Source organism: Brachybacterium sp. B718/18, assembly GCF_055454375.1.
The window spans coordinates 67171-89186 of sequence record NZ_JBVDDO010000005.1 but is presented as its reverse complement, the minus strand read 5'-3'; the positions used below and the strand labels follow the sequence as shown (position 1 = coordinate 89186).

Annotated in this window: 20 protein-coding genes; 6 read left to right on the top strand and 14 right to left on the bottom strand. The window is 72.4% G+C overall.

Annotated elements, in window-relative coordinates:
• Positions 1-64: 64 nt before the first annotated feature.
• The 3 genes from guaA to ACZCAH_RS09555 are packed head-to-tail and all read right to left on the bottom strand — an operon-like array spanning position 65 to position 2902.
• A complete protein-coding gene (guaA, locus tag ACZCAH_RS09565) occupies positions 65-1666 on the bottom strand; it encodes a glutamine-hydrolyzing GMP synthase (protein WP_464340857.1) in 1602 nt (533 codons plus the stop codon).
• 18 nt (positions 1667-1684) lie between these two features.
• Positions 1685-2083: a DUF3817 domain-containing protein gene (locus tag ACZCAH_RS09560; protein ID WP_329747209.1), complete on the bottom strand. Its 399-nt coding sequence runs from the start codon at positions 2081-2083 to the stop codon at positions 1685-1687.
• A gap of 3 nt (positions 2084-2086) precedes the next feature.
• On the bottom strand, positions 2087-2902 hold the full coding sequence (locus ACZCAH_RS09555; RefSeq protein ID WP_464340856.1) for an SURF1 family protein: 816 nt from the start codon (positions 2900-2902) through the stop codon (positions 2087-2089).
• A 141-nt stretch (positions 2903-3043) separates the two neighbouring features.
• On the opposite strand from ACZCAH_RS09555, the gene pta reads away from it, so the two are divergent.
• Genes pta through ACZCAH_RS09540 form a run of 3 tightly spaced genes read left to right on the top strand, consistent with a single transcriptional unit; the run spans position 3044 to position 7241 of the window.
• Positions 3044-5155 carry a phosphate acetyltransferase gene (gene pta, locus ACZCAH_RS09550; RefSeq protein ID WP_464340855.1) on the top strand — a complete coding sequence of 704 codons (2112 nt, stop codon included), beginning with the start codon at positions 3044-3046 and terminating at the stop codon, positions 5153-5155.
• Positions 5152-6417, top strand: a complete 1266-nt coding sequence (locus tag ACZCAH_RS09545) for an acetate kinase (RefSeq protein ID WP_464340854.1) — start codon at positions 5152-5154, stop codon at positions 6415-6417. Before pta ends, ACZCAH_RS09545 begins: the two co-directional genes overlap by 4 nt.
• A gap of 17 nt (positions 6418-6434) precedes the next feature.
• Positions 6435-7241: a pyrimidine reductase family protein gene (locus tag ACZCAH_RS09540; protein ID WP_464340853.1), complete on the top strand. Its 807-nt coding sequence runs from the start codon at positions 6435-6437 to the stop codon at positions 7239-7241.
• Here the strand turns inward: ACZCAH_RS09540 and ACZCAH_RS09535 are convergent.
• The gene (locus ACZCAH_RS09535; RefSeq protein WP_464340852.1) at positions 7181-7720 is read right to left on the bottom strand and encodes a hypothetical protein; all 540 of its coding nucleotides are present in this window, start codon (positions 7718-7720) and stop codon (positions 7181-7183) included. The two genes, ACZCAH_RS09540 and ACZCAH_RS09535, sit on opposite strands and share 61 nt — an antisense overlap.
• 170 nt (positions 7721-7890) lie before the next feature.
• Here ACZCAH_RS09535 and ACZCAH_RS09530 point away from each other — a divergent pair, with 170 nt between their 5' ends.
• Positions 7891-8460 carry a hypothetical protein gene (locus ACZCAH_RS09530; protein ID WP_464340851.1) on the top strand — a complete coding sequence of 190 codons (570 nt, stop codon included), beginning with the start codon at positions 7891-7893 and terminating at the stop codon, positions 8458-8460.
• A gap of 39 nt (positions 8461-8499) precedes the next feature.
• Here ACZCAH_RS09530 and ACZCAH_RS09525 read toward each other — a convergent pair whose 3' ends face one another.
• The 3 genes from ACZCAH_RS09525 to guaB form a co-directional block, all read right to left on the bottom strand.
• Positions 8500-9609, bottom strand: coding sequence for a GuaB3 family IMP dehydrogenase-related protein (locus ACZCAH_RS09525; protein WP_464340981.1), 1110 nt, complete (start codon positions 9607-9609; stop codon positions 8500-8502).
• A gap of 40 nt (positions 9610-9649) precedes the next feature.
• The gene (locus ACZCAH_RS09520) at positions 9650-10360 is read right to left on the bottom strand and encodes an exonuclease domain-containing protein (RefSeq protein WP_464340850.1); all 711 of its coding nucleotides are present in this window, start codon (positions 10358-10360) and stop codon (positions 9650-9652) included.
• Between the two features lie 166 nt (positions 10361-10526).
• Positions 10527-12026 (bottom strand): IMP dehydrogenase, encoded by a 1500-nt coding sequence (guaB, locus tag ACZCAH_RS09515; RefSeq protein WP_464340849.1) that lies wholly within the window; start codon positions 12024-12026, stop codon positions 10527-10529.
• Positions 12027-12286: 260 nt separating this feature from the next.
• Between guaB and ACZCAH_RS09510 the strand changes: the two genes are divergently transcribed.
• The gene (locus ACZCAH_RS09510) at positions 12287-13933 is read left to right on the top strand and encodes an inorganic phosphate transporter (RefSeq protein WP_464340848.1); all 1647 of its coding nucleotides are present in this window, start codon (positions 12287-12289) and stop codon (positions 13931-13933) included.
• A 40-nt stretch (positions 13934-13973) separates the two neighbouring features.
• On the opposite strand, the gene ACZCAH_RS09505 is transcribed toward ACZCAH_RS09510, so the two are convergent.
• The 6 genes from ACZCAH_RS09505 to groES form a co-directional block, all read right to left on the bottom strand.
• Positions 13974-15251: a threonine/serine exporter family protein gene (locus tag ACZCAH_RS09505; RefSeq protein ID WP_464340847.1), complete on the bottom strand. Its 1278-nt coding sequence runs from the start codon at positions 15249-15251 to the stop codon at positions 13974-13976.
• 35 nt (positions 15252-15286) lie between these two features.
• Positions 15287-16072 (bottom strand): hypothetical protein, encoded by a 786-nt coding sequence (locus ACZCAH_RS09500; protein ID WP_464340846.1) that lies wholly within the window; start codon positions 16070-16072, stop codon positions 15287-15289.
• Entirely contained in the window at positions 16069-17061 is a 993-nt protein-coding gene (locus tag ACZCAH_RS09495) for a pseudouridine synthase (RefSeq protein WP_464340845.1), read from the bottom strand. The genes ACZCAH_RS09500 and ACZCAH_RS09495 overlap by 4 nt, the downstream gene beginning before the upstream one ends.
• Complete coding sequence (locus ACZCAH_RS09490) at positions 17058-17756, bottom strand: hypothetical protein (protein ID WP_464340844.1); 699 nt, start codon at positions 17754-17756, stop codon at positions 17058-17060. Before ACZCAH_RS09490 ends, ACZCAH_RS09495 begins: the two co-directional genes overlap by 4 nt.
• A 228-nt stretch (positions 17757-17984) precedes the next feature.
• Positions 17985-19571, bottom strand: coding sequence for a chaperonin GroEL (groL, locus tag ACZCAH_RS09485; RefSeq protein ID WP_464340843.1), 1587 nt, complete (start codon positions 19569-19571; stop codon positions 17985-17987).
• A gap of 14 nt (positions 19572-19585) precedes the next feature.
• Positions 19586-19882, bottom strand: coding sequence for a co-chaperone GroES (gene groES / locus ACZCAH_RS09480; protein ID WP_329747193.1), 297 nt, complete (start codon positions 19880-19882; stop codon positions 19586-19588).
• A 428-nt stretch (positions 19883-20310) separates the two neighbouring features.
• On the opposite strand from groES, the gene ACZCAH_RS09475 reads away from it, so the two are divergent.
• The gene (locus tag ACZCAH_RS09475) at positions 20311-20493 is read left to right on the top strand and encodes a hypothetical protein (protein WP_464340842.1); all 183 of its coding nucleotides are present in this window, start codon (positions 20311-20313) and stop codon (positions 20491-20493) included.
• A 24-nt stretch (positions 20494-20517) separates the two neighbouring features.
• On the opposite strand, the gene ACZCAH_RS09470 is transcribed toward ACZCAH_RS09475, so the two are convergent.
• Positions 20518-21987, bottom strand: coding sequence for a hypothetical protein (locus ACZCAH_RS09470; protein WP_464340841.1), 1470 nt, complete (start codon positions 21985-21987; stop codon positions 20518-20520).
• Between the last annotated feature and the right edge of the window lie 29 nt (positions 21988-22016).

Here is a 22016-nt window from a genome sequence, read left to right as displayed (position 1 = left end):
GTCGACTCGGGGCGCCGCTCCTGCGGGGGCGGCGCCGGGCGCGCCCCGCCTCAGCGGTGCGCGCTCACTCCCACTCGATGGTGCCCGGGGGCTTCGAGGTGATGTCGAGGGTGACGCGGTTGATCTCGCTGACCTCGTTGGTGATGCGGGTCGAGATCCGCGAGAGCACCTCGTAGGGCACCTTGGCCCAGTCGGCAGTCATCGCGTCGTCGCTGGTGACGGGGCGCAGAACGACGGGGTGGCCGTAGGTGCGGCCGTCGCCCTGGACGCCCACGGAGCGGACGTCGGCCAGGAGCACGACGGGGCACTGCCAGATGGTGCGGTCGAGGCCCGCGGCGGTGAGCTCGGTGCGGGCGATCGCGTCGGCCGCGCGGAGGATGTCCAGGCGCTCCTTCGTGACCTCGCCGATGATGCGGATGCCGAGGCCGGGTCCGGGGAAGGGCTGGCGCCAGACGATCTCGTCGGGCAGGCCGAGCTCGGAGCCGACGGCGCGGACCTCGTCCTTGAACAGGGCGCGCAGCGGCTCGACGAGCTCGAAGGAGAGGTCCTCGGGCAGGCCGCCCACGTTGTGGTGGCTCTTGATGTTCGCCGCGCCCTCGCCGCCGCCGGACTCGACGACATCGGGGTAGAGGGTGCCCTGCACCAGGAACGCCTTGGCCTCCGCATGCGCTGAGTCCCCCTCGCCCTCGACGACGCCCTGCTCGCGGAGGATCTCCGCCTGGGCGCCCTCGAAGGAGCGGATGAACTCGCGGCCGATGATCTTGCGCTTCTGCTCGGGGTCGGTGACCCCGGCGAGCGCGGTGAGGAACTGCTCCTCGGCGTCGACCATGACCAGCTTCGCGCCGCCGGTGGACTCGCCGAAGGCCTTCTCGATCTGCTCCGACTCGTCCTGGCGCATGAGGCCGTGGTTGACGTACACGCAGGTGAGGCGGTCGCCGATGGCGCGCTGGACGAGCGCGGCGGCGACGGCGGAGTCGACCCCGCCGGAGAGGCCGCAGATCGCGGTGCCCTCGCCCACCTGGGCGCGGATCCGCTCGACCTGCTCCTCGATGACGTTGCCGGTGGTCCAGGTGGGCTCGATGCCCGCGCCGCGGTGCAGGAAGTTTTCCAGCACCTCCTGGCCGCGGTCCGAATGGCCCACCTCGGGGTGCCACTGGACGCCGTAGAGGCGCCGCTCGGTGTCCTCGAAGGCGGCGACGGGCGCGCCCGCGGAGGTGGCGACCACGCGGAAGCCCGACGGGGCGGCGGTCACCGAGTCGCCGTGGCTCATCCATACGTTCTGGTCGAGATCCTGAGCGCGCAGCAGCTGCGACTCGGCGTCGATCTCCTCGAGCCGTGTGGCGCCGTACTCGCGCACGCCCGTCGGGGCGACGGTGCCGTCGAGCGCGGCGGCCATCGACTGGAAGCCGTAGCAGAGGCCGAGCACGGGCACCCCGGCCTCGAGCAGCGCCGGGTCCAGGCGCGGCGCGCCCTCCTCGTACACGGAGGAGGGGCCCCCGGAGAGGATGATCGCGCGGGGCTCCTTGGCCAGGACGTCCGCGACGCTCATGGTGTGCGGGACGACCTCGGAGTAGACGCGGGCCTCGCGCACGCGACGGGCGATGAGCTGGGCGTACTGGGCGCCGAAGTCGACGACGAGGACGGGGCGCTGGTCGGTGTCGGTCACCCGGATGAGTCTACGTGCTCAGGCGTCCTGGTCCTGCAGGGTGGGACGCCGCGCGAGATCGCGCTCGACGGCCTGGTGCGTCCAGCGCTCGCCGAAGAAGGAGAGCACCGGCACGACGCCGAAGAGCATCAGCAGCAGCATGCGCGGCAGGCTCCAGCGCATCTTCATCCACAGGTCGAAGCCGAGGATCACGTAGATCATGTAGATCAGCCCGTGGATCGGGGACCAGATCGAGGAGATGTGCTCCCAGGTCGGGGAGGTCGAGGTGAACCAGGCGTCGCCGCCGAAGACCAGGTAGCGCATGGTCATGATGCCCACGAGCACCAGCAGCGCGATGCCCTCCACGATCGAGGCCACGCGGAAGCGGGCGAAGGAGGTGCGGGCGGCGGTGGCGTCGAGGGGGCGGGGGGTGGGCACGGGTCACACGTCCTTGGTCGGGGTCTGGATCGGGGCGGGGGTCGTGGCCGCGAGCCGCTCCGCGAGCGACTCCCGCTGCGCGGCGAGATCGTCGAGGTACGCCTGGCGCACGGAGCGCCACCACAGGTAGAGGAAGAAGGCGCCGAAGAGCACCCACTGCGCGGAGTAGCCGATGTTCTGCCAGTCCAGTCCGCGGGTGAAGGCGGATCCGCCCTCGGGCATCGGGCGGAGGCCCTCGGCGGTGTCGGTCTGGGCGATGTACCCGGCGTACATCGGGGCGCCCCACTCGTTGACCAGCAGCGGAGTTGCGATCTCGGCGGCGACGCCGTCCGTCACGCCGCCGGTCGCGGACTCGCTCGCCTCGAGCCGCCCGGTCACCTCGACCTCCCCGGCGGGGGCGGCGGGCGCGAGCGCGGGGTCGATCTCCCCGTCGGCCCCGGTGACCTCGGCGGCCGGCACCCAACCGCGTGCGACGGGGAGCCGCGCCGTCGTGCCGTCGGCCGTGACGACCTCGAGGGCGGACACGACGATCACGGCCTCGGTGTCGTCGATCAGCCGGCCGGGCACGAGCACCTGCTCGCCGGGGAGGAACTCGCCGCGGGCGGTGACGATGTCGCCGACGATCTGGTTGGTCACCGCATCGCCCACCCCGAGGACCTGCTGGATCTCGCCGAGCTGCTGGGGGCCGTCCACCCGGTCGGAGAGCGCGCGATGCGCCCGGTCCCACTGCCAGGTGGCGAGCAGCCCGCACACCACGGTCGCCGCGACCATCAGGGCGAGCAGCCCGAGGAAGCGGGGACGGAGGGCGGTGCGGAGCATGCGCCCATCGTAGGAGCGCGCCCTGTGAGGCGCGGCGACCGGGGTGCGGGTCCTCACACCTGCCACGGCAGATCCGGGCGACGCCGCTCGGGGGGACCTCGGGCCTCCCCCTCCCGCTCCCGCCGCCGTAGGCTGGAGGGCGTGTCGCAGAGTGTCTATATCGCCAGCCCTGAGGGGATGACCGGCAAGTCGATGGTGGCGTTCGGCCTCCTCGAAGCCCTCGCCTCCCGTTCCGATAGCGTCGGGGTGTTCCGCCCCGTGGTCAAGGCCGACGAGGCCCACGACTACGCGATCGACCTCCTGACCGCGCACCCGGCGGTCACCCAGTCCTATGAGGACGCCGTCGGGGTGGACCACCAGTTGGTGCTGTCCGACCCGGAGGCCGCCCACGAGCAGATCCTGCGTCGCCACCGCGACCTCGCCGAGCGGTACTCGCTGCTGGTGGTCCTCGGCTCGGACTACGACGATCTCGCCAACCCCACCGAGCTGTCCTTCAACGCGGAGGTCGCCGCGAACATCGGCGCCCCGGTGGTGGTGGTGCTCTCCGGGATGGAGCGCAGCCCCGATCAGCTGGCGGCCCTCGCGGTCGTCTCCATCGGGGAGTTCACCTCGCACCATGCGAGCCCGATCGCGGTGGTCGTGAACCGCTCCGACCCCGCCTCGCTCGAGGCGATCCAGCGTGCCGTGGCCGACCGGGTCGAGGTGCCGCTGGTCGCCGCGATCCCCGAGAACCCCGTGGTGATGGCCCCGACGGTGCAGGCCATCAAGGACTCGGTCGACGGCACCCTGCTGCAGGGCAGCGAGGAGTGGCTGGGTCGCGTCTCGACGGGCACCGTGATCGCCGCGATGAGTCTGCCGAACGTGCTCAGCCGGCTCACCGAGAACTGCACCGTGGTCGCCCCCGGGGACCGCTACGACCTCCTGCCGGGCCTGGTCATGGCGCAGCAGTCGGGCACCTTCCCCTCGCTCGCCGCGATCGTGCTGACCGGCGGCTACGACGTGCCGGACGAGGTCAACCGCCTGATCGCCGGCGTGCAGCAGGATCTGCCGATCGTCGCGACCGACCTGGACACCTTCGACACGGCACTCCGGGTCTCCCGCACCCGCGGCCGCCTCTCGGCGGGCAGCCCGCAGAAGGTCGACGCGGCCCGCCGCGCCGTCGGCGAGCACCTGCGCGCCGCCGAGCTGCTGGGCGTGCTCGACGTCGCCCGCAGCGAGGTGGTCACACCGATGATGTTCGAGTTCGAGCTGCTGGCCCGCGCCCGCGGGGAGAAGAAGACCATCGTGCTGCCCGAGGGCGACGAGCCGCGCATCCTCGCGGCGGCCGAGGCGATCCTCGCCCGCGGTGTCGCCGCGCTCATCCTCCTCGGCGACGAGACGGCGATCCGCGCGAAGGCCGCTCAGCTCGGCCACGACGTCTCCGAGGCGCGGATCGTCTCGCCGCAGGATCCCGAGCTGCTCGAGAAGTACGCCGCCGAGTACACGCGGCTGCGCGCCCACAAGGGCATGACCCTCGAGAAGGCGCGGGACATCGTCCAGGACGTCTCCTACTTCGGCACGATGATGGTGCAGATGGGCGAGGCCGACGGCATGGTCTCCGGCGCCGTCCACTCGACGGCGCACACCATCCGTCCGAGCTTCGAGATCATCAAGACCAAGCCCGGTGCGAAGATCGTGTCCTCGGTTTTCCTCATGGCCCTCGAGGACCGCGTGCTGGTCTACGGCGACTGCGCCGTGAACCCGGATCCGACGGCCGAGCAGCTCGCCGACATCGCCGCGCAGTCCGCCGTCACCGCCGCCCAGTTCGGCATCGAGCCGCGCGTGGCGATGCTGTCCTACTCCACAGGCACCTCCGGCACGGGCGCCGACGTCGACAAGGTGCGCGAGGCGACCTCGCTGGTGCGCGCCGCGGATCCCTCGCTCGACGTGGAGGGCCCGATCCAGTACGACGCCGCGGTGGACGTCTCGGTCGCCAAGACCAAGCTCCCCGACTCCTCGGTGGCCGGGCGGGCGACGGTGTTCGTCTTCCCCGACCTCAACACCGGCAACAACACCTACAAGGCGGTGCAGCGCTCCGCCGGCGCGATCGCGATCGGTCCGGTGCTGCAGGGCCTGAACAAGCCCGTCAACGACCTCTCCCGCGGCGCCCTGGTCGACGACATCATCAACACCGTGGTGATCACCGCGATCCAGGCCCAGGCGGCCGACGCGGAGTCCGCGGCCGCCCCCACCGAGCAGAAGGACCACGCATGAGCCTCACTCCGTCGACCAAAACCTCCTCCGACAGTGCGGAGGGCGCCCCCCGCATACCCGACGCCGCGACCGTGCTGGTGCTGAACTCGGGCTCCTCCTCGCTGAAGTTCCAGCTGCTGGATCCCGCCCGTGAGGAGGTCTTCGCCTCCGGCATCGTCGAGCGGATCGGCCAGGATTCCGGCAGCGCCCGGCTCGAGGCCGGGTCGGTCACCCAGCCGTACCAGGGCGAGGTGCCCGATCACGTGGTTGGCATGCAGGTGGTCATGCAGCTGTTCGAGGAGGCCGGTCTCTCCCTCGAGGAGGCGAACGTGGTCGCCGTCGGGCACCGGGTCGTCCAGGGCGGCGCGCGCTTCTCCTCCCCCACCCTCATCGACTCCTGGGTGCGGGACCAGATCGCGGATCTCGGCTCGCTCGCCCCGCTGCACAACCCGGCCGCCGTCGACGGGATCGACGCCGCTCGTCGAATGTTTCCGGACATCCCTCACGTGGCGGTCTTCGACACCGCCTTCTTCACCTCCCTGCCGGAGGCGGCGCGCACCTACGCGCTGAACAAGCAGGTCGCCGACGAGTACCGGATCCGCCGCTACGGCGCGCACGGCACCAGCCACCGCTACGTCTCCGAGCAGGTCACCGCCCACTTCGCAGCCCAGGGGATGGACGCCTCCGAGCTGCGCCAGATCGTGCTGCACCTCGGCAACGGCGCCTCCGCCTCGGCGGTGCGCGGCGGGGAGCCGGTAGACACCTCGATGGGCCTCACCCCGCTCGAGGGCCTGGTCATGGGCACCCGCACCGGGGACATCGACCCCTCGGTGTACGCCCATCTCTCCCGCAGCGCGGGGATGGGCATCGACGCGATCGACACCCTGCTCAACAAGCAGTCCGGCATGCAGGGCCTGTGCGGCATGAGCGACTTCCGCGACATCACCGCCGCGATCCGCGACGGGAACCAGGAGGCGGAGCTCGCCATGCAGGTCTACGTGCACCGCCTGCGCAAGTACGTCGGCTCCTACGCTTTCGCGCTCGGCGGGCTCGACGCGATCACCTTCACGGCCGGGATCGGCGAGAACGTGCCGGAGGTGCGCGAGCGGGTGCTGGCGGGCCTCGAGGGCTTCGGGATCCGGCTCGACCCGGCCCGCAACGCCGAGCGGGCGAAGGGTGTGCGGGTCATCTCGGCCGACGACTCCGCGGTGACCGTGCTCATCGTCCCGACCGACGAGGAGCTCGCGATCGCGCAGCAGGCCCTCGCGGTCGTCCGCGGCTGAGGGCCGAGGAGCCCGCCGTGGCCCGGATCGACGCGCTGTGGCCGCAGGCCGCGGAGGATCTCCGCGAGGAGCAGATCCTCGCGGCCTACGCGCCGCCGCGGGTCCCCTGGCTGCGGATGAACTTCGTCGAGAGCCTTGACGGGGCCGTGACCCGGGAGGGGCTCTCCGGTGGCCTCGGCGGCGCCGCGGACCGTCGGGTCTTCGATCTGATGCGGTGGTGGGCCGACGTGATCCTGGTCGGGGCCGGCACGGTGCGCGCGGAGGGCTACGGGGCGATGCGGCTCTCCGTCGACGCCGCGTGCTGGCGCCGCGCGCACGGCCTCGCGGAGCAGCCGGTCCTCGCCCTCGTCTCGGGGCGGCTCGACCTCGACCCGTCCTCCCCGCTCTTCGTCGAGGCCCCGGTGCGCCCCCTCGTGCTCACCGTCGAGGAGGCGCCGCGGTGGGCGAGGGAGCGTCTCGCGGAGGTGGCCGAGGTGGTCGACGCCGGGACCTCCGTGATCGATCCGGCGGCGGCCCGCGCCGTGCTCGCCGACCGCGGCCTCGGAAGGATCCACGCCGAGGGCGGGCCAACCCTGTTCGGCACCTTCCTCGCCGCGGGCGCGGTCGACGAGCTGTGCCTCACCCTCGCCCCGACGCTCGAGGCCGGGGGCGTGGGCCTGATCGCCCGTTCCCCGGAGTCCGCGCCGACCGCGATGCGGCTCGCCGGGATCCTGCGCGGCGGTGACGAGCTGCTGCTGCGCTACACGCGGGAGGGCGGCGACCCTCAGCGCTCGAGCGCGTCCGAGGACTCGTTCTCGTCCAGGATCGACGCGCCGCTCTCGTAGACGGAGGTGGGCGTGTAGACGCTGTAGGACGACGCGGACGGGGTGTACACCGAGCCGACGACGTGCTCGGGCGCCGCGGGCTCGGCGCGGGGAGCGTCCGACGGGACGTCGTCGGAACCGCCCGCCTCCGGCGCGGAGTGCGTCGCCGCAGCGGAGCGCATCGCAGCAGCAGGGCGCGCCGCGGCAGCGGTGAGCACCGAGGCCACGGCGGCGAGAGCGGCGGCACGAGCCTGGTCGTGCCGGGACGAGCGCTCGCGCGGATCCGTCATCCTGACCGCCGTCACCGCGTCGGCGGTCGGCGAGCTCGTCACGATCCGCCGAGTGCGCTGGACGGTGGTGGTCCGGGTGACCGTCGTGCGGGGCCTTCCCCGATCCTTCCGGGAATCACCGCCGGAGCTGCCGTCCCCCGTGCTCACCATCTTCACCACGGCGGCGATGACCCCGAACACCACCAGCATCAGGACGACGAGTGGTTCCATCGCCTCTCCCCCTGTCTCCCGCCGACGTCCCGTCGCCTCAGTGCGGACCGGACCGGACCGACTCAGTGTGCCAGGCACCGTCGCCGCACGACAACGCGCCTCCGCCCCGCCGCCCCGTCGGGCCGCTGGTTATCCTGAGCTCCGCATCCACACGACCGGAGGGGGACCCGATGTCCTATCCGCCCGTTTACGGCCTGACTCCTGACTACTCCCAGCTCCCGCCACGTCGACGCCGAGGGGTGAAGCGCACGGTGTTCGGCGCGCTCGGACTCGTCGCCAATGCCGTCGGACTGGTCGTGATGCCTATCGTCGCGGCGCTGCTCAGCGGCGTGGTGCTCTACTCCGCCAATACCGAGATGACTCCGCTGGATCCTGCCGGGGACAGCTTCGAGGCCTCGACCTGGTCGATGTACGCGATCGCCGTGCCCCAGGAGGACCTCGACACGACGACCTGCGAGATCGAGGGCGAGGACATCTCGGTCGATCGCGCCGAGCCGTCGGACACGTCGATGGGATCGGTCGACGGCGTGCCCTACTACGACCTGTACACGGTGACCGTCTCCGGTGATCAGGAGGTCACGGTGACCTGCACCGGTGGTGAGGCCGTCGCGCTGTGGGGAGCGGGGATGAGCGGGTTCCTGATCACTGTCGGGATCGGCTTCCTGCTCCCCGTGGTGCTGGGGTTCATCGCGCTGGTGATGCTGATCTGGGGGATCATCTCCCTGATCCGCTCCGCCTGAGCGACCCCTCCCTCGGCACCGGGGACGGTTCGGAGATTCTCAGGCGGTGGTGACGACCTCGATGCGCTGGAACTCCTTGAGGTCCGTGTAGCCCGTCGTCGCCATCGCGTGCCGCAGAGCGCCGACCAGGTTGGTCGCGCCGTCGGCCGCAATCGAGGGGCCGAAGAGGATCTGCTCGAGCGAGCCGGCGGTGCCGACCTGCACGCGGCGGCCGCGGGTCAGGGTCGGGTGGTGCGCCTCGCTGCCCCAGTGGTGGCCGCGGCCGGGGGCCTCCTCGGCGCGGGCGAGGGCCGCGCCGACCATCAGACCATCGGCCCCGCAGGCGATCGCCTTGACGAGATCGCCGGAGCGGCCCAGGCCGCCGTCGGCGATGACGTGCACGTAGCGGCCGCCGGACTCGTCCATGTAGTCGCGGCGCGCCGCCGCGACGTCCGCCACCGCGCTCGCGAGCGGCACGGTGATGCCGAGGGTCTCCTGGGTGGTCTGCGAGGCGCCGCCGCCGAAGCCGACGAGCACGCCCGCGGCGCCGGTGCGCATGAGGTGCAGGGCCGCGGTGTAGGTCGCGCAGCCGCCGACGATGACGGGCACGTCGAGCTCGTAGATGAAACGCTTGAGGTTCAGCGGCTCCCGACCGGAGGAGACGTGCTCCGCGGAGACCGTGGTGCCGCGGATGAAGAAGAGATCCACACCGGCGTCGACGACCGTCTTCCAGTGCTCCTGCGTGCGCTGCGGGGAGAGGGACCCTGCGGCGGTCACGCCCGCGTCGCGCAGCTGGCGGATGCGGTCGCGGATCAGCTCGGCCTGCACCGGGGCGGAGTAGGCCTCGCGCATGACGGCGACGACATCCTCGTCGGAGGCGGCGGCGATGCGATCGAACTGGGCCGTCGGGTCCTCGTAGCGGGTCCACAGGCCCTCGAGGTCGAGCACGCCCAGCCCGCCGTGACGGCCGAGCGCGATCGCCGTATCGGGCGACATGAGGGAGTCCATCGGCGCGGCGAAGATCGGGATGTCGAAGTGGTAGGCGTCCACCTGCCAGGACGTCGAGACGTCCTCGGGGTCGCGCGTGCGCCGGGAGGGCACCACCGCCACGTCGTCGAAGCTGTAGCTGCGGCGTCCCCGCTTGTTGCGGCCGATCTCGATCTCGTTCATCACGCGGGGCAGTCTATCGGCGCGTGCCGATCCGGGACGCTCACAGCGGCCAGGTCTCCTTCGCGTCCGGGGTCTTCCCCTGCTTCTGCAGGTAGCGGTTGAAGCTCTCCGCGCTCTCGCGGTGCCAGGAGATCTGCTTCTGGTGCAGCTCGGCGAGGTCCGCCCGGGCGATCTCGGGGAACTTCGCGGCGAGCGCACGCAGCACGTCGAGGGTCGCGGAGACGTCGACATCCGCCGTGTGCAGCGCGCCGTCCTGCTGCACCCCGTAGAGCTCGATCAGGTCCACGAGGCGGCGCTTGCCCTTGCGCCAGCGGTCCAGGGCCCGGTCGATCACGAGCGGGTCGACGACGGGGGCGATGTCGTGGCCGAGCCGCTCGGCGAGGGTGGGCAGGCCCAGGCGGCGCAGTTCGTTCTCCAGGATCTGCAGGTCGAAGCTGCCGTTGAAGGCGACGATCGGCACGTCCTTCCGGAGCGCGTCGGCGAGCATCTCAGCGACCTCGGCGAGGGCCGCGGACGGCTCCATGCCGTGCTCCCGGGCGTGGGCCGAGGAGATGCCGTGCACCCGCTGCGCCGGCTCGGGGATGTCCATGCCGGGGTCGATCAGCCAGGTCGCGACCGTCTCGTGCGCGCGGCCCGGTCCCACCGAATGCACGAGCGCTACTGTCACGATGCGATCCGCGGCGACGTCGGTGCCGGTGGTCTCCGTGTCGAAGCCCAGCAGCGGGCGGTCCAGCCAGGAGGAGGTGCTCATGCCCCCACCCTAGGGGCACTCCCCCACGGGCGACGCCCCGCGGTCGCGGCGGTGGACGGCACGGTCCTGGGGAGGGATGATCGCCCTCAGACGGCCAGGTCCGCGACCGTTTCGGCGTGGTGTGGCTGATCGGGTTCGAGCACGGCGGCGACGAGGCCGCGCCGACTCAGCGCGCCGAGTAGTTCGGGGCTTCCATGATCGCGGCCATGTCATGGGGGTGGGACTCCTTGAGCCCGGCCGGGGTGATGCGCACGAACTGCCCGCGCTCCTTGAGCTCGGTGACGTTCTGCGCGCCGACGTAGAACATCGACTGGTGCAGGCCGCCGACGAGCTGGTGCACGACCGATCCGAGCTGCCCCTTGTAGGCGACCCGGCCCTCGATGCCCTCGGGGACGATCTTGTCGTCGCTGGAGACGTCGGCCTGGAAGTAGCGGTCCTTCGAGAAGGACTTCTTGCCGCGCGAGGCCATCGCACCGAGCGAACCCATGCCGCGGTAGGCCTTGAACTGCTTGCCGCCGACGAGGACGACCTCGCCCGGGGACTCCTCGGTGCCGGCCAGGAGGGAGCCGAGCATGACCGTGTCGGCGCCGGCCACGAGGGCCTTGGCGATGTCGCCCGAGTACTGCAGGCCGCCGTCGCCGATCAGCGGGACACCCGCGGGCTTGGTGGCCTTGGACGCCTCGTGGATCGCGGTGATCTGGGGGACGCCGACTCCGGCGACCACCCGGGTGGTGCAGATCGAGCCGGGGCCCACGCCCACCTTGACCGCGTCGGCGCCCGCGTCGACGAGCGCCTGCGCGCCCGCGCGGGTGGCGACGTTGCCGCCGATCACCTGCACGCCCGCGAAGGCCGGATCTGCCTTGATGCGGGCGATCATCTCGAGCGCCAGGCGGGCGTGGCCGTTGGCGGTGTCGACGACGAGCACGTCGACGCCGGCATCGAGCAGGGCCCCCGCGCGCTCGAGCGAGTCGCCGAAGAAGCCGACGCCCGCGCCGACGAGCAGGCGGCCCTGAGCGTCCTTGGAGGCGTCGGGGAACTGCTCGGACTTCACGAAGTCCTTCACGGTGATCAGCCCGGTGAGCTTCCCGTCGGCGTCGATCAGGGGGAGGCGCTCGCGCTTGTTCCGGCGCAGCAGGGCGGTCGCCTCCTCGTGGGAGACGTCGCTGGGGGCGGTGAACACCTCGGTGGTCATCACCTCGCCCACGCGGGTGGTGGCCCACTCGGCGACGGGGATGAAGCGCAGGTCGCGGTTGGTGCAGATGCCGAGGAGGCGCTTGTCCTCGTCGACCACCGGCAGACCGGAGACGCGGTACTGACCGCAGACGGCGTCGAAGTCCTCGAGGGTCGCGTCCACGCCGATGGTGACCGGGTTGGTGATGCGACCGGTCTGGGTGCGCTTGACCAGGTCGACCTGGTGGGCCTGGTCCTCGATCGAGAGGTTGCGGTGGAGGATGCCGATGCCGCCGTGGCGGGCCATGGCGATCGCCATGCGGGACTCGGTCACGGTGTCCATCGCGGCGGAGGCCAGCGGGGTCCGCAGGGTGATCTCCTTGGTGAGCCGGCTGGAGGTGTCCGCCTCGGAGGGGATCACGTCGGTCTCCCCCGGCAGCAGCAGCACGTCGTCGTAGGTGAGTCCGATGAAACCGAAGGGATCCGCGCTCGTCATGCACCGATGGTAGCCGCGCAGGGCGAGGGGGTGCAGTGTCGCTCGCCACGTCCTCCTGCCCGCTCCGGATCCCACCTGACCTGCGTGGACGCCCTGACGGGCCGCGATATCCGTGCACGCCGCGGAGTGAACGAGCCGAGGATCACGTCGGCGCGCGGGCCGCGACGCCGAGGCTGTCGTTCATCTGTCGTTCACACCCCCGTCATCTTGGGCCTAGAGTGGCCGCGGCCCCCGATCCTCCTCACCCCCGGGACACGCAGATGCCAGGCATCCCCTCGCAGACCTCCGCCGAGACGCCCGTCGCCACGGGCATGCTGGGCCCCGATCGCACCTGGCATCTCGGCGCCGGTCTGATGACCGTTGCGACCGTCGTGGCCTTCACGATCTGGTCCTTCCTCCATGCCGGGCGCGACGTCAACGCCTTCCTCCTGATCCTCGCGATCGCCTTCGGGCTGTTCATGGCGTTCAACATCGGCGGCAACGACGTGGCGAACTCCTTCGGCACGAGCGTGGGCGCCGGCACGCTGACGATGAAGCAGGCGCTCGTGGTCGCGGCGGTCTTCGAGGTCTCCGGCGCGGTGATCGCCGGCGGCTCCGTGACCGAGACCGTCCGCAGCGGGATCGTGGACCTCGACGGCCTGACCGTCGACCCGCTGGGCTTCGCGCTGATCATGATGTCGGCCCTGCTGGGCGCGGCGGTGTGGCTGCTGCTGGCCACCAGGATGGGCTGGCCGGTCTCCACCACCCACGCGATCATCGGCGGCATCGTCGGCGCGGCGGTCACCACCGGTCTGGTCACCGGCACCGGCGGCCTCGCGATGGTGCAGTGGGGAGAGATCGGGAAGATCGCCGTCTCCTGGGTGCTCTCCCCGCTGCTGGGAGGCATCGCCTCCTTCCTCCTCTTCGGGGCGATCAAGCGCCAGATCCTCGCGCCCGCCGCCCGCGCGATCGCGCTCGGCTCCCGCGGCTACGACGACGCGGAGGACGACGAGGACGACGACGAGAACGACGAGTCCGAGGACGGCGAGCAGCACCACATGCCCGTCACCGAGCGGATGACCGAGCTGCAGCAGTCGGCCTTCGCGGAGTCCGCGGCGCTCGACCTCACCCCGGGCGGCCCCGGCGCGGAGCTCGTCGAGAGCGCCGCGTCCCTGTCCAAGAAGGAGCGCAAGGCCGCCCGCAAAGTGGAGCGCCGCGCCGCCTACCACGCCCTCGAGAAGCGGGTCCCGCCGCTGGCGGCCGCCGCGGCCGTGCTGCTCTCCGCGATGCTCGTGTTTAAGGGCCTGGACAACCTGGGCCTGCAGATCCCCCTGGCCGGCGGTCTGCTCGCGCTCGCGATGATCGCGCTCGGGGTGTGGATGGCGACGACGATCTTCGCCCGCGCGCTGAAGAAGCAGTCGATCTCCCGCGCCACCTTCATCATGTTCAGCTGGATGCAGGTATTCACCGCCTGCGCCTTCGCCTTCTCGCACGGAGCCAACGACATCGCCAACGCGATCGGGCCGTTCGTGGCCGTCCTGGACGTGCTGCGCACCGGGGCCATCTCCTCGGAGGCGGCGGTGCCCACGGCGGCGCTCGTCGCCTTCGGCATCGCCCTCGTGTCGGGTCTGTGGTTCGTGGGCCGCAAGGTGATCCACACCGTCGGGTCGGGCCTGACGGCCATGCACCCCTCCTCCGGCTTCGCGGCCGAGCTCGCGGCGGCGACGATCGTGCTGCTCGCCTCGGTGCTGGGCCTGCCGGTCTCCTCGACGCACATCCTCATCGGCGCGGTGCTCGGGGTCGGCGTCGTGAACCATGCCGCGAACTGGAGGCTGATGCGCCCCATCGCGCTCGCCTGGATCATCACCCTGCCGGCCGCGGCGGGGATCGGCGCGGTCGTGGTGCTGGTGCTGCGCGCGATCTTCTGACCCCTGGGGCGGCGTCCACCCGGAGCGCCGCGGTACCCGCTCACCGCGGCTGCTCGACCCTCCGCCAGGCCGGGGACGTCGCGAGGTGGGCGAGCGCGAGCCCGAAGGCGGCGCCGATGATCGTCTGCAGCGCGTCGAGGGTGAGCGTCGCGGCCGCCGCGGCCTGGCCCGCGTTGACGAGCGTGAACGCGGAGTACATCGCGTAGCCGGGGACCATGATCACGACGGCCGGCACCGAGATCGCGGTGCGCGGCACGTGGCGGGTGCGGGCGACGGCGTAGGCGAGCAGGCCCACCAGCACGGTCGCCGCGAGGGTCGCCACCTGGATCGGCACGCCGGCTTCGGTGAGCAGGAAGCGGCCGGAGTTCGCGAGCAGCGACACCGCCGCGGCGGCGAGCGCGATCAGCCACGGCGAGTTGAAGATCAGGGCGAAGCCGAGCACGCCCACGAAGGTCGCCGCGGCGCGCACCGCGAGCAGCACGGGCGGGGAGAGGCCGAGCGGTTCCGCGACGACCGGCTCGACGCCCACGGCGAGGCTCACGGTCCACGCGGCGGAGGCGGCGGCGAGGATGATCAGCGTCGCGTAGGTGAGGCGCTGCAGCCCGGCGGAGTAGTCGGCGCGCACGAGGTCCAGCAGGCCGGTGATCATCGGGAAGCCGGGCACGAGGAAGAGCACGGCGGCGAGATAGCCGCCCATGAGGTCTCCCGTCGCCCAGCCCGCGGCGCCCGCCCCGCCGACGGCCAGCAGGTAACAGCAGGCGGCGACGACGGCGCCGATCACGGTGGTCAGCAGGTGGTTCCAGGCGCCCAGCTGGGCGGTGCGGCGCGCCGCCTGGCCCACGGTCGCGGCGATCCCGGCGGCCACGGCCTCGAGGGGGCCGGCCTGGTTCAGGACGGCGAAGGCGGCGCAGGCGAAGCCGGCGGCGAGCGCGTTCGTGACTCGGCCGTGCAGGGGGCCGCGGGCGCGGAGGGCGGCGAGGGCCGCGTGCACGTCGGCGGCGGTGGTGCCGTCGTCGGGGAGCGCCTCGACGAAGCGCTGGGTGCGGTGGAGGCGGTCGACGTCGACGCCCACGTGGCGGGGCTGGGTGAGCCGGGTGCGGTAGCGGCCGTGGAGCGTCGCGGTCGCCGTGATGTCGGTGTAGGTGACGATCGCGGTGAACGAGTCGAGGCCGAGTGCCCGTGCCGTGCGGCTCATCGCCCAGCGCACCCGGTAGGACGCCATTCCGGCGGAGAGCAGCTCGGCGCCGACGGCGGCTGCCGCCTCGGAGCGCACCGTGAGCGAGTCGGGCATCCCGATCGGGCTGGTCGTGGTGGGCACGGGCTCGCGTTGCGGCGGGCGCCCCTCCTCCTCCGTCACGGCGTCGGGTCCCCCTCCCGCGGCTCCTCCTTGCCGCCGAGCACGCGCCGCACCCGGTCGAACTCGGCCTGGAAGGCCGCCTCGTCGTACGTGTACTCGGGGCGCCACGGCATGCCCAGCCTGTCGGCGAGCTCGTGGTTCGCCCGTTCCCGACGGGTCCGTCGTCGGGCGGCGAGCAGCTCCCGGCGCGGCGGGGCGGGGCGCAGACCGGCCGCGGACTGCAGGGTGCGCAGGCCGTCGAAGGAGGCGTCGTCCCAGCCGATCTCGGGGACGATCCAGTCGACCGGGCCCGGCCCGTCGGCGGTGCGCACCGCATCATCCGGGAGCACCCCGATGAGCGCCATGCTGCCGCGCTCGGGCTCGCCGACCGCGTAGCGCACGTCTGCCAGGCGCGCTCGGCCGACGGTGCGGGGACCCCGCCGCAGCGCGAGCGTCCCCGCGGTCTCGTCCAGCAGCACCGCACGATGCGTGAGCAGCATCGGCACGAGCGCCCACAGGGCGAACAGCCCCCACAAAGCCGCAGCGCCGAGAAGCAGCTGCACCCAGGCGGGGTCGAGCACGGCCTCGAGGGCGCCGTCGTGGCCGGCGAGCAGCCGGGAGCGCCGCAGCTGCTGAACGGCGGCCCCGCCGAAGGGCGAGAGGATCACGGCGACGAGCGGCAGCCCCCACAGCGCGAGCGGCCGATAGCGCTCCAGGATCGTGGGGCCCACGATCACGGCGCCCCCGCGGGAGCGCCGCGGGGCGGGCGGCGCGACGTCGGGGCCGGTCGAGGGGCTGGTCACGGGGCCAGGGTACGTCGGCTGCGGAAGCGCCGCGGCTCCCCGGTGATGGGGTCCACGAGGTTCAGCTCGCGCGCGAGCAGGCGCAGCGGCTCCGGGGGCTCGGGCCGAGGCGCGGGGTAGAGGTCCTCGCCGCGGATCGGGGCGCCGCGCGCGGAGAGCTGGGCGCGCAGCTGATGGGTCCGTCCGGTGCGGGGCAGCAGGCGGAGCAGGAGGGAACCGTCCTCCTCGCACGCGAGCACCTCCAGCTCGGTGAGGGCGTTGGACTCCCCCGGCTCCACGCGGGCGAGGAGCTCCCCGCGGGGCTTGACCAGGCGGTCGCGCAGCACGGCGCGTTCCCCCGCCCGCTGAGGGATCCCGGCGTCCTCGGCCGGCTCCACCCGGGCGAGGTACTCCTTGGCGACCTCGCCGCGGGCGAAGAGCTGCTGGTACGCGGAGCGCTCGGCGGGGACGACGCCGAAGGCGAGCACCCCGGCGGTGCGGCGGTCGAGGCGGTGCAGGGGCACGAGCGCGGTCAGCCCCGTCTCCCGGCGCAGCCGTACGAGCGCGCTCGCGAGCACATGGGCGCCGCGGGGCATGGTCGCCATACCGTGCGGCTTGTCGAGGACGAGCAGGTGCTCGTCGGCATGGAGGATGTCGAGCGCGACCTCGGGCACCTCCTCGGCCCGCAGCTCGCGATGGAACCACAGCCGGTCGCCGGGGCCGACGGGGGTGTCCGCCGTGAGCGCCCGCCCGTCGGCGTCGACGATCTCCCCGGCGGCGAAGCGGTCTCGCAGCGGCGTCGCCGCGGGGTCGGCGAGTGCGGGGAAGCGAGCCAGCAACGCCTCGAGCGCGGGGCCGGTGGTGGCCGCCGGGGGGAGGGTCCAGCCGACGGGGTCGAGCCCGTGCCGCTGCGGCAGGGGCGCCGGCCGACGCCGTGCGGTGCGCCTCGCGGCCCGGCCCGGGCGCTCGGCGGAGCCACGGCCCCCTGCCGCGGCGGGGCTGCCGCTCACAGCCCCCACACGGCGAAGGTCAGGACGTTGTGGCCGATGTAGAAAACGGCGAGGCACAGCGCCACCAGGGTGGGATGACGGTCGACGACGCCGAGCGCCCGCGGGGCCTGCCGGCGCAGCTCTGCGGGACTGATGGCGTCGATCCGATCGATGCGCACCCCGGCCGCCGCGGCGTGACGCAGGCACGCCTCCTGTGCGCGCGGCCCGAAGAACCGGTTGGAGACGGCGACGAGGCGGTGGCCCTCGGCGTCCAGCAGGTACACCCCGTCATACGCGGTCTCCGAGAGGTCGAGCCCCTCACTGGAACCCGCCCCCCGCTCGATGGCGCGCACGGCCAGGACACCGCCCACCTCGTCCCAGCGGGCGCTGCGCGTGCGGCGGGCGAGGCCGCGGAGCGTGAAGCCGTCGGAGTCCACCTGGAGCCAGGCGGTCAGAACGCGCAGCACCCCCACCACGGAGGCGATCACCACCAGGACCCACAGCAGCAGCGGCAGCTGGAAGAGGAAGGAGTCGCGCAGCGCGGGGGCGGTCCACAGCCGCTGCCCCACGAAGCTGATGATCACGAGGAACTCGAGCACGATCACGAACACCAGCGCGACCCCGAGGGTGCCGAGCACCACCGGGGCGGGCGGCCCGAAGGTGCGGGTGGGGCGGTCGTCGTCCGGGAGCGGAGTGGCGTCCGTGCTGCTGGTCACCACTCCTCCTGAGGCGGCTCGATCCGGTGGGACAGCGTCATCCTAGGCCGAGCCGCCCCCTCGCGAGCACCACCGGCAGCCCCCGGACATCCCCGGCCTCCCGGTCGCGGCGCGATGCGTCCTGTCCCCGTCGTCTCCGGACACGAGGACGGGCGGGCCTCCCGGTCTCCCGGGTGGCCCGCCCGTCGACGGTCTGTCCCGCGATGATCACGCGAGGTCAGACGAGGATCAGGACTCGTCCTCGTCCTTCTTCTCGATCACGAGGGTCTCGGTGGTGAGCACCAGACCGGCGATCGAGGCGGCGTTGCGCAGCGCGGAGCGGGTGACCTTGACCGGATCGATGATGCCGGCGGCCACGAGGTCGACGTACTCGCCGGTCGCGGCGTCCAGGCCGTATCCGGCCTGGGCCTCCTTGACCTTCTCGACGACGACGTAGCCCTCGAGGCCCGCGTTCTCGGCGATCCAGCGCAGCGGCTCGACCACGGCGACGGCGACGGCGCGGGCGCCGACGGCCTCGTCACCGGTGAGGCCGAGATCCTCGGAGAGAATGGCGGAGGCCTGGACGATGGCGCTGCCGCCACCGGCCACGATGCCCTCCTCGATGGCAGCGCGGGTCGCGGACACCGCGTCCTCGATGCGCATCTTCTTCTCCTTGAGCTCCACCTCGGTGTGCGCACCGACCTTGATGACGGACACGCCGCCGGCCAGCTTCGCGAGGCGCTCCTGGAGCTTCTCGCGATCCCAGTCGGAGTCGGTGTTCGCGATCTCGGCACGGATCTGCGCGACACGGTCGGCCACGGCCTGCTCGTCGCCCGCCCCGCCCACGATGGTGGTCGAGTCCTTGGTGACGACGACGCGACCGGCGTGGCCGAGCACCTCGGTGCCGACGGTCTTGAGGTCGAGGCCGAGGTCGGAGGTGACGACCTGGGCGCCGGTGAGCACCGCGATGTCCTGGAGCATCGCCTTGCGACGGTCGCCGAAGGCCGGGGCCTTGACGGCCGCACCCTTGAAGGCGCCGCGGATCTTGTTGACGACCAGCGTGGACAGGGCCTCGCCGTCGACGTCCTCGGCGATCACGAAGAGCGGCTTGCCGCCCTCGACGACCTTCTCCAGCAGCGGCAGGATGTCGGCCACGGCCGAGATCTTGCCCTGGTGCAGCAGCACCTGGGCGTCCTCGAGCACGACCTCCTGGCGGTCCGCGTCGGTTACGAAGTGCGGGGAGATGAAGCCCTTGTCGAACTGCATGCCCTCGGTGAAGTCCAGCTCCATCGCGGTGGTGGAGGACTCCTCGACGGTGATCACGCCGTCCTTACCGACCTTGTCGAACGCCTCGGCGAGCAGCTCGCCGATCTCGCGGTCCTGGGAGGACACCGCGGCGACGTTCGCGATCTGCGCCTTGCCGTCCACCGGGGTGGCCAGCTCGCCGAGCTTCTCCGAGACGGCGTCGACGGCCTTCTCGATGCCGCGCTTGAGCGCGGAGGGAGCGGCGCCGGAGGCGACGTTGCGCAGGCCCTCGTGAACCAGCGCCTGGGCGAGGACGGTCGCGGTGGTGGTGCCGTCACCGGCGACGTCGTTCGTCTTGGTGGACACCTCCTTCGCGAGCTGCGCGCCGAGGTTCTCGTACGGATCCTCGAGCTCGATCTCGCGAGCGATGGTCACGCCGTCGTTGGTGATGGTGGGGGCGCCCCACTTCTTGTCGAGGACGACGTTGCGGCCCTTGGGACCGAGCGTCACCTTGACGGTGTTGGCGAGCTTGTCCACGCCGCGCTCGAGGGCGCGACGCGCGTCTTCGTTGTACAGGATCTCCTTGGCCATAGGGATGCTCTCGCTCAGTTCTCGATGATCGCGAGGATGTCGCGAGCGCCGAGGACGAGGTACTCCTCGTTGCCGTACTTGAGCTCGGTGCCGCCGTACTTGGAGAAGACGACCTTGTCGCCGACCTTCACATCCATGGGGATGCGGTCGCCCTTGTCGTCGAAACGACCGGCGCCGACGGCGACGACCTCGCCCTCCTGGGGCTTCTCCTTCGCGGTGTCCGGGATGACCAGGCCGGAGGCGGTGGTCTGCTCGGCCTCGAGCGGCTTGACGACGACGCGATCCTCGAGGGGCTTGATGGAGACCGACATGCGGCTCACTCCTTCATGAAGAGTTGACTCTGATGAGTTCGGGGAACCAGGGAGCGCGGATCCCGGTCGTCGTCGCGGTGCCGAACGGGGCGTTCCCTGACTGGCAGCCTCTGGCACTCTCGGCCGTCGACTGCCAACGACGATTACTTTAGGACCGAGCTGGCACTCATGCAAGACGAGTGCTAACCCCTGGTCCGGACCCGTCGTCGTCGCCCCCGACGCCGGGTCCTCGCCTCGCCCCACCGTCGCCCGCGGCCGCTCGGGAGAGCCCCAGCTCACACCCTTTTTGTGAACCCGGCAACTGGGGGACCTCGGTCCCGTGACCGCCGGTCCCCGGCGCGGTAGAACGGACGCAGAGAACCTGCCGGCGCACCTGCGATCCAGGGCCCGGCCGATCACCCCGCTCCGACTCGAAGGAACTGCCGATCATGACTCTGCTCCGCTCCCTCCGCGACACCCTCCACCGCTTCTCCCGCGGCGCCGACCGCATGCAGGGGCAGGACGTCGAGCGCCCCGATCTGGTCCCGGGCCGTCGGGTCGGCGGGAACTTCGCCGCGCTCACCAAGGCGCATTCGAACCAGGGCGTGACCACCCTGGGCATGAACCGCTGACGCGCCAGGCACCGCGGACGCGCCTCAGGGGCTGAGTCCCGCCCGTCGTCGCAGGCGACGCTGCCCGAGGTGGCCGAGGATCATCCCCAGCACCGCGGCGGCGATCACCCCGATGATCAGCACGACCCCGGGGTCGAGGGCGCCGACAGCTCCGTCGATGCCGATCTCGAGCGCCAGCAGCGCATCCCCGTGCTCCCGGCGGTACCACTCGCTGCCCCGCAGCGGCGAGGTGGGCAGCAGCGCCCACACCCCCAGACAGCTGACGAGCAGCAGCAGATCGCCGAGGCCGCCGACGACGCGCAGCACGTCGGCGCGGAGCCGACCGGTCGGGCTCTCCTGCATCGCGAGCGGGTCCCGCCCGAGCTGCGCCGGTCCGGCGAGCGCGCCGACCACCACGAGGGCGAGCAGCAGGGCCGTCGCCTGGGCCGCCCCGATCCGTGGGATGCCGAGCTCCCGGAGACTGTCGGGCTGAGTGCCCAGGACCCATACCTGCACCCAGGTGGCGGCGACGATCAGCATCGCCGCTCCCTGTGCCGCGAGGCGGATCGCGGTGCGCCGCACGGCGAGACGGCCCAGCTCCCGGCGGCTCGCCTCCCGCGCCGCCCGTTCGCGGCGGTCGGCCGCGGCCCGGGCCCGTATCGCCGCCGCCTCCTCGTCCGAGGGCGGCTCGGGGCGCTCGGCGGGATCGATCCAGCCGGCGCGCAGGTCGGCGAGGACCCGGGCGAGCAGGGGCGCGAGCACGAGCCGGGAGCGGAGCACCGAGACCGGGATCAGCCGCTCACGGGTCGGCGCCGGCAGATCCTGCAGGATCCCGACGATCCGCTGCACCTCGCCGCGGCGCGGTGCCCGGGGAGCCACCTCGAGCCCGCGCATCAGGTCGAGCTGCTCGATCTCCCGGGCCGCCTCCTCGAGGCGCGGCATCATCACCGGGTAGCCGGCGCGGCCCAGCGCCGGGAGGTCGAGCGCGGCGAGCCGCCTCCGCAGCTCCCGGATGAGTTCCTGCACGGCCGCCGGGTCTGCCCCGACGAGATCGGGGCGCACCCGCCGGCGGCGCAGACCCTCGAGCGTCTGCTCGGCGAGGTCGAGGACCACCGCGACGCCGTCCTCGATCCAGCGGGCGAGGGTGGTCGCGGGGAGCTGCCGGGCGAGCAGGGCGAGCGTCTCCTCGTCGGTCGCATCGGCGGGGAGGCCGACGGGGAGGCTCGGCATCGCCTCCCCCTCGGTGAGGTCGTCGAGGTCCTCGAGGGTCCGGACGTCCTCGAGGCGGCGCACCTCGACGCCCTGCTCCCGCAGCAGGTCGCGGTACTCCTCGAGGATCCCCTGCAGCACGGTGAGGCGACGCACCGACTCCCGGGGGACATGGAGGGCGAGCAGCAGTTGCCCGGCGGCGACCCAGAGGAAGGTCTCGTCGAGCAGGCCGCGCATCCAGCGGGGCACGGGACGGCCCGGGCCGAGGTGCTTCTCGGCCCAGCGGTCGATCAGCGGCTCGAACATGGGGACATCCTGCCCGAGGGACCTCCCCG

Excerpts from the sequence above, each read along its gene's own strand:
- ACZCAH_RS09545 (WP_464340854.1), top strand. The coding sequence starts at position 5,152 with ATGAGCCTCACTCCGTCGACCAAAACCTCCTCCGACAGTGCGGAGGGC.
- groL (WP_464340843.1), bottom strand. The coding sequence starts at position 19,571 with ATGGCCAAGGAGATCCTGTACAACGAAGACGCGCGTCGCGCCCTCGAG.
- ACZCAH_RS09530 (WP_464340851.1), top strand. The coding sequence starts at position 7,891 with ATGTCCTATCCGCCCGTTTACGGCCTGACTCCTGACTACTCCCAGCTC.
- ACZCAH_RS09525 (WP_464340981.1), bottom strand. The coding sequence starts at position 9,609 with ATGAACGAGATCGAGATCGGCCGCAACAAGCGGGGACGCCGCAGCTAC.
- ACZCAH_RS09475 (WP_464340842.1), top strand. The coding sequence starts at position 20,311 with ATGACTCTGCTCCGCTCCCTCCGCGACACCCTCCACCGCTTCTCCCGC.
- groES (WP_329747193.1), bottom strand. The coding sequence starts at position 19,882 with ATGTCGGTCTCCATCAAGCCCCTCGAGGATCGCGTCGTCGTCAAGCCG.
- ACZCAH_RS09470 (WP_464340841.1), bottom strand. The coding sequence starts at position 21,987 with ATGTTCGAGCCGCTGATCGACCGCTGGGCCGAGAAGCACCTCGGCCCG.
- ACZCAH_RS09535 (WP_464340852.1), bottom strand. The coding sequence starts at position 7,720 with ATGGAACCACTCGTCGTCCTGATGCTGGTGGTGTTCGGGGTCATCGCC.
- ACZCAH_RS09510 (WP_464340848.1), top strand. The coding sequence starts at position 12,287 with ATGCCAGGCATCCCCTCGCAGACCTCCGCCGAGACGCCCGTCGCCACG.
- ACZCAH_RS09520 (WP_464340850.1), bottom strand. The coding sequence starts at position 10,360 with ATGAGCACCTCCTCCTGGCTGGACCGCCCGCTGCTGGGCTTCGACACG.
- ACZCAH_RS09555 (WP_464340856.1), bottom strand. The coding sequence starts at position 2,902 with ATGCTCCGCACCGCCCTCCGTCCCCGCTTCCTCGGGCTGCTCGCCCTG.
- guaB (WP_464340849.1), bottom strand. The coding sequence starts at position 12,026 with ATGACGAGCGCGGATCCCTTCGGTTTCATCGGACTCACCTACGACGAC.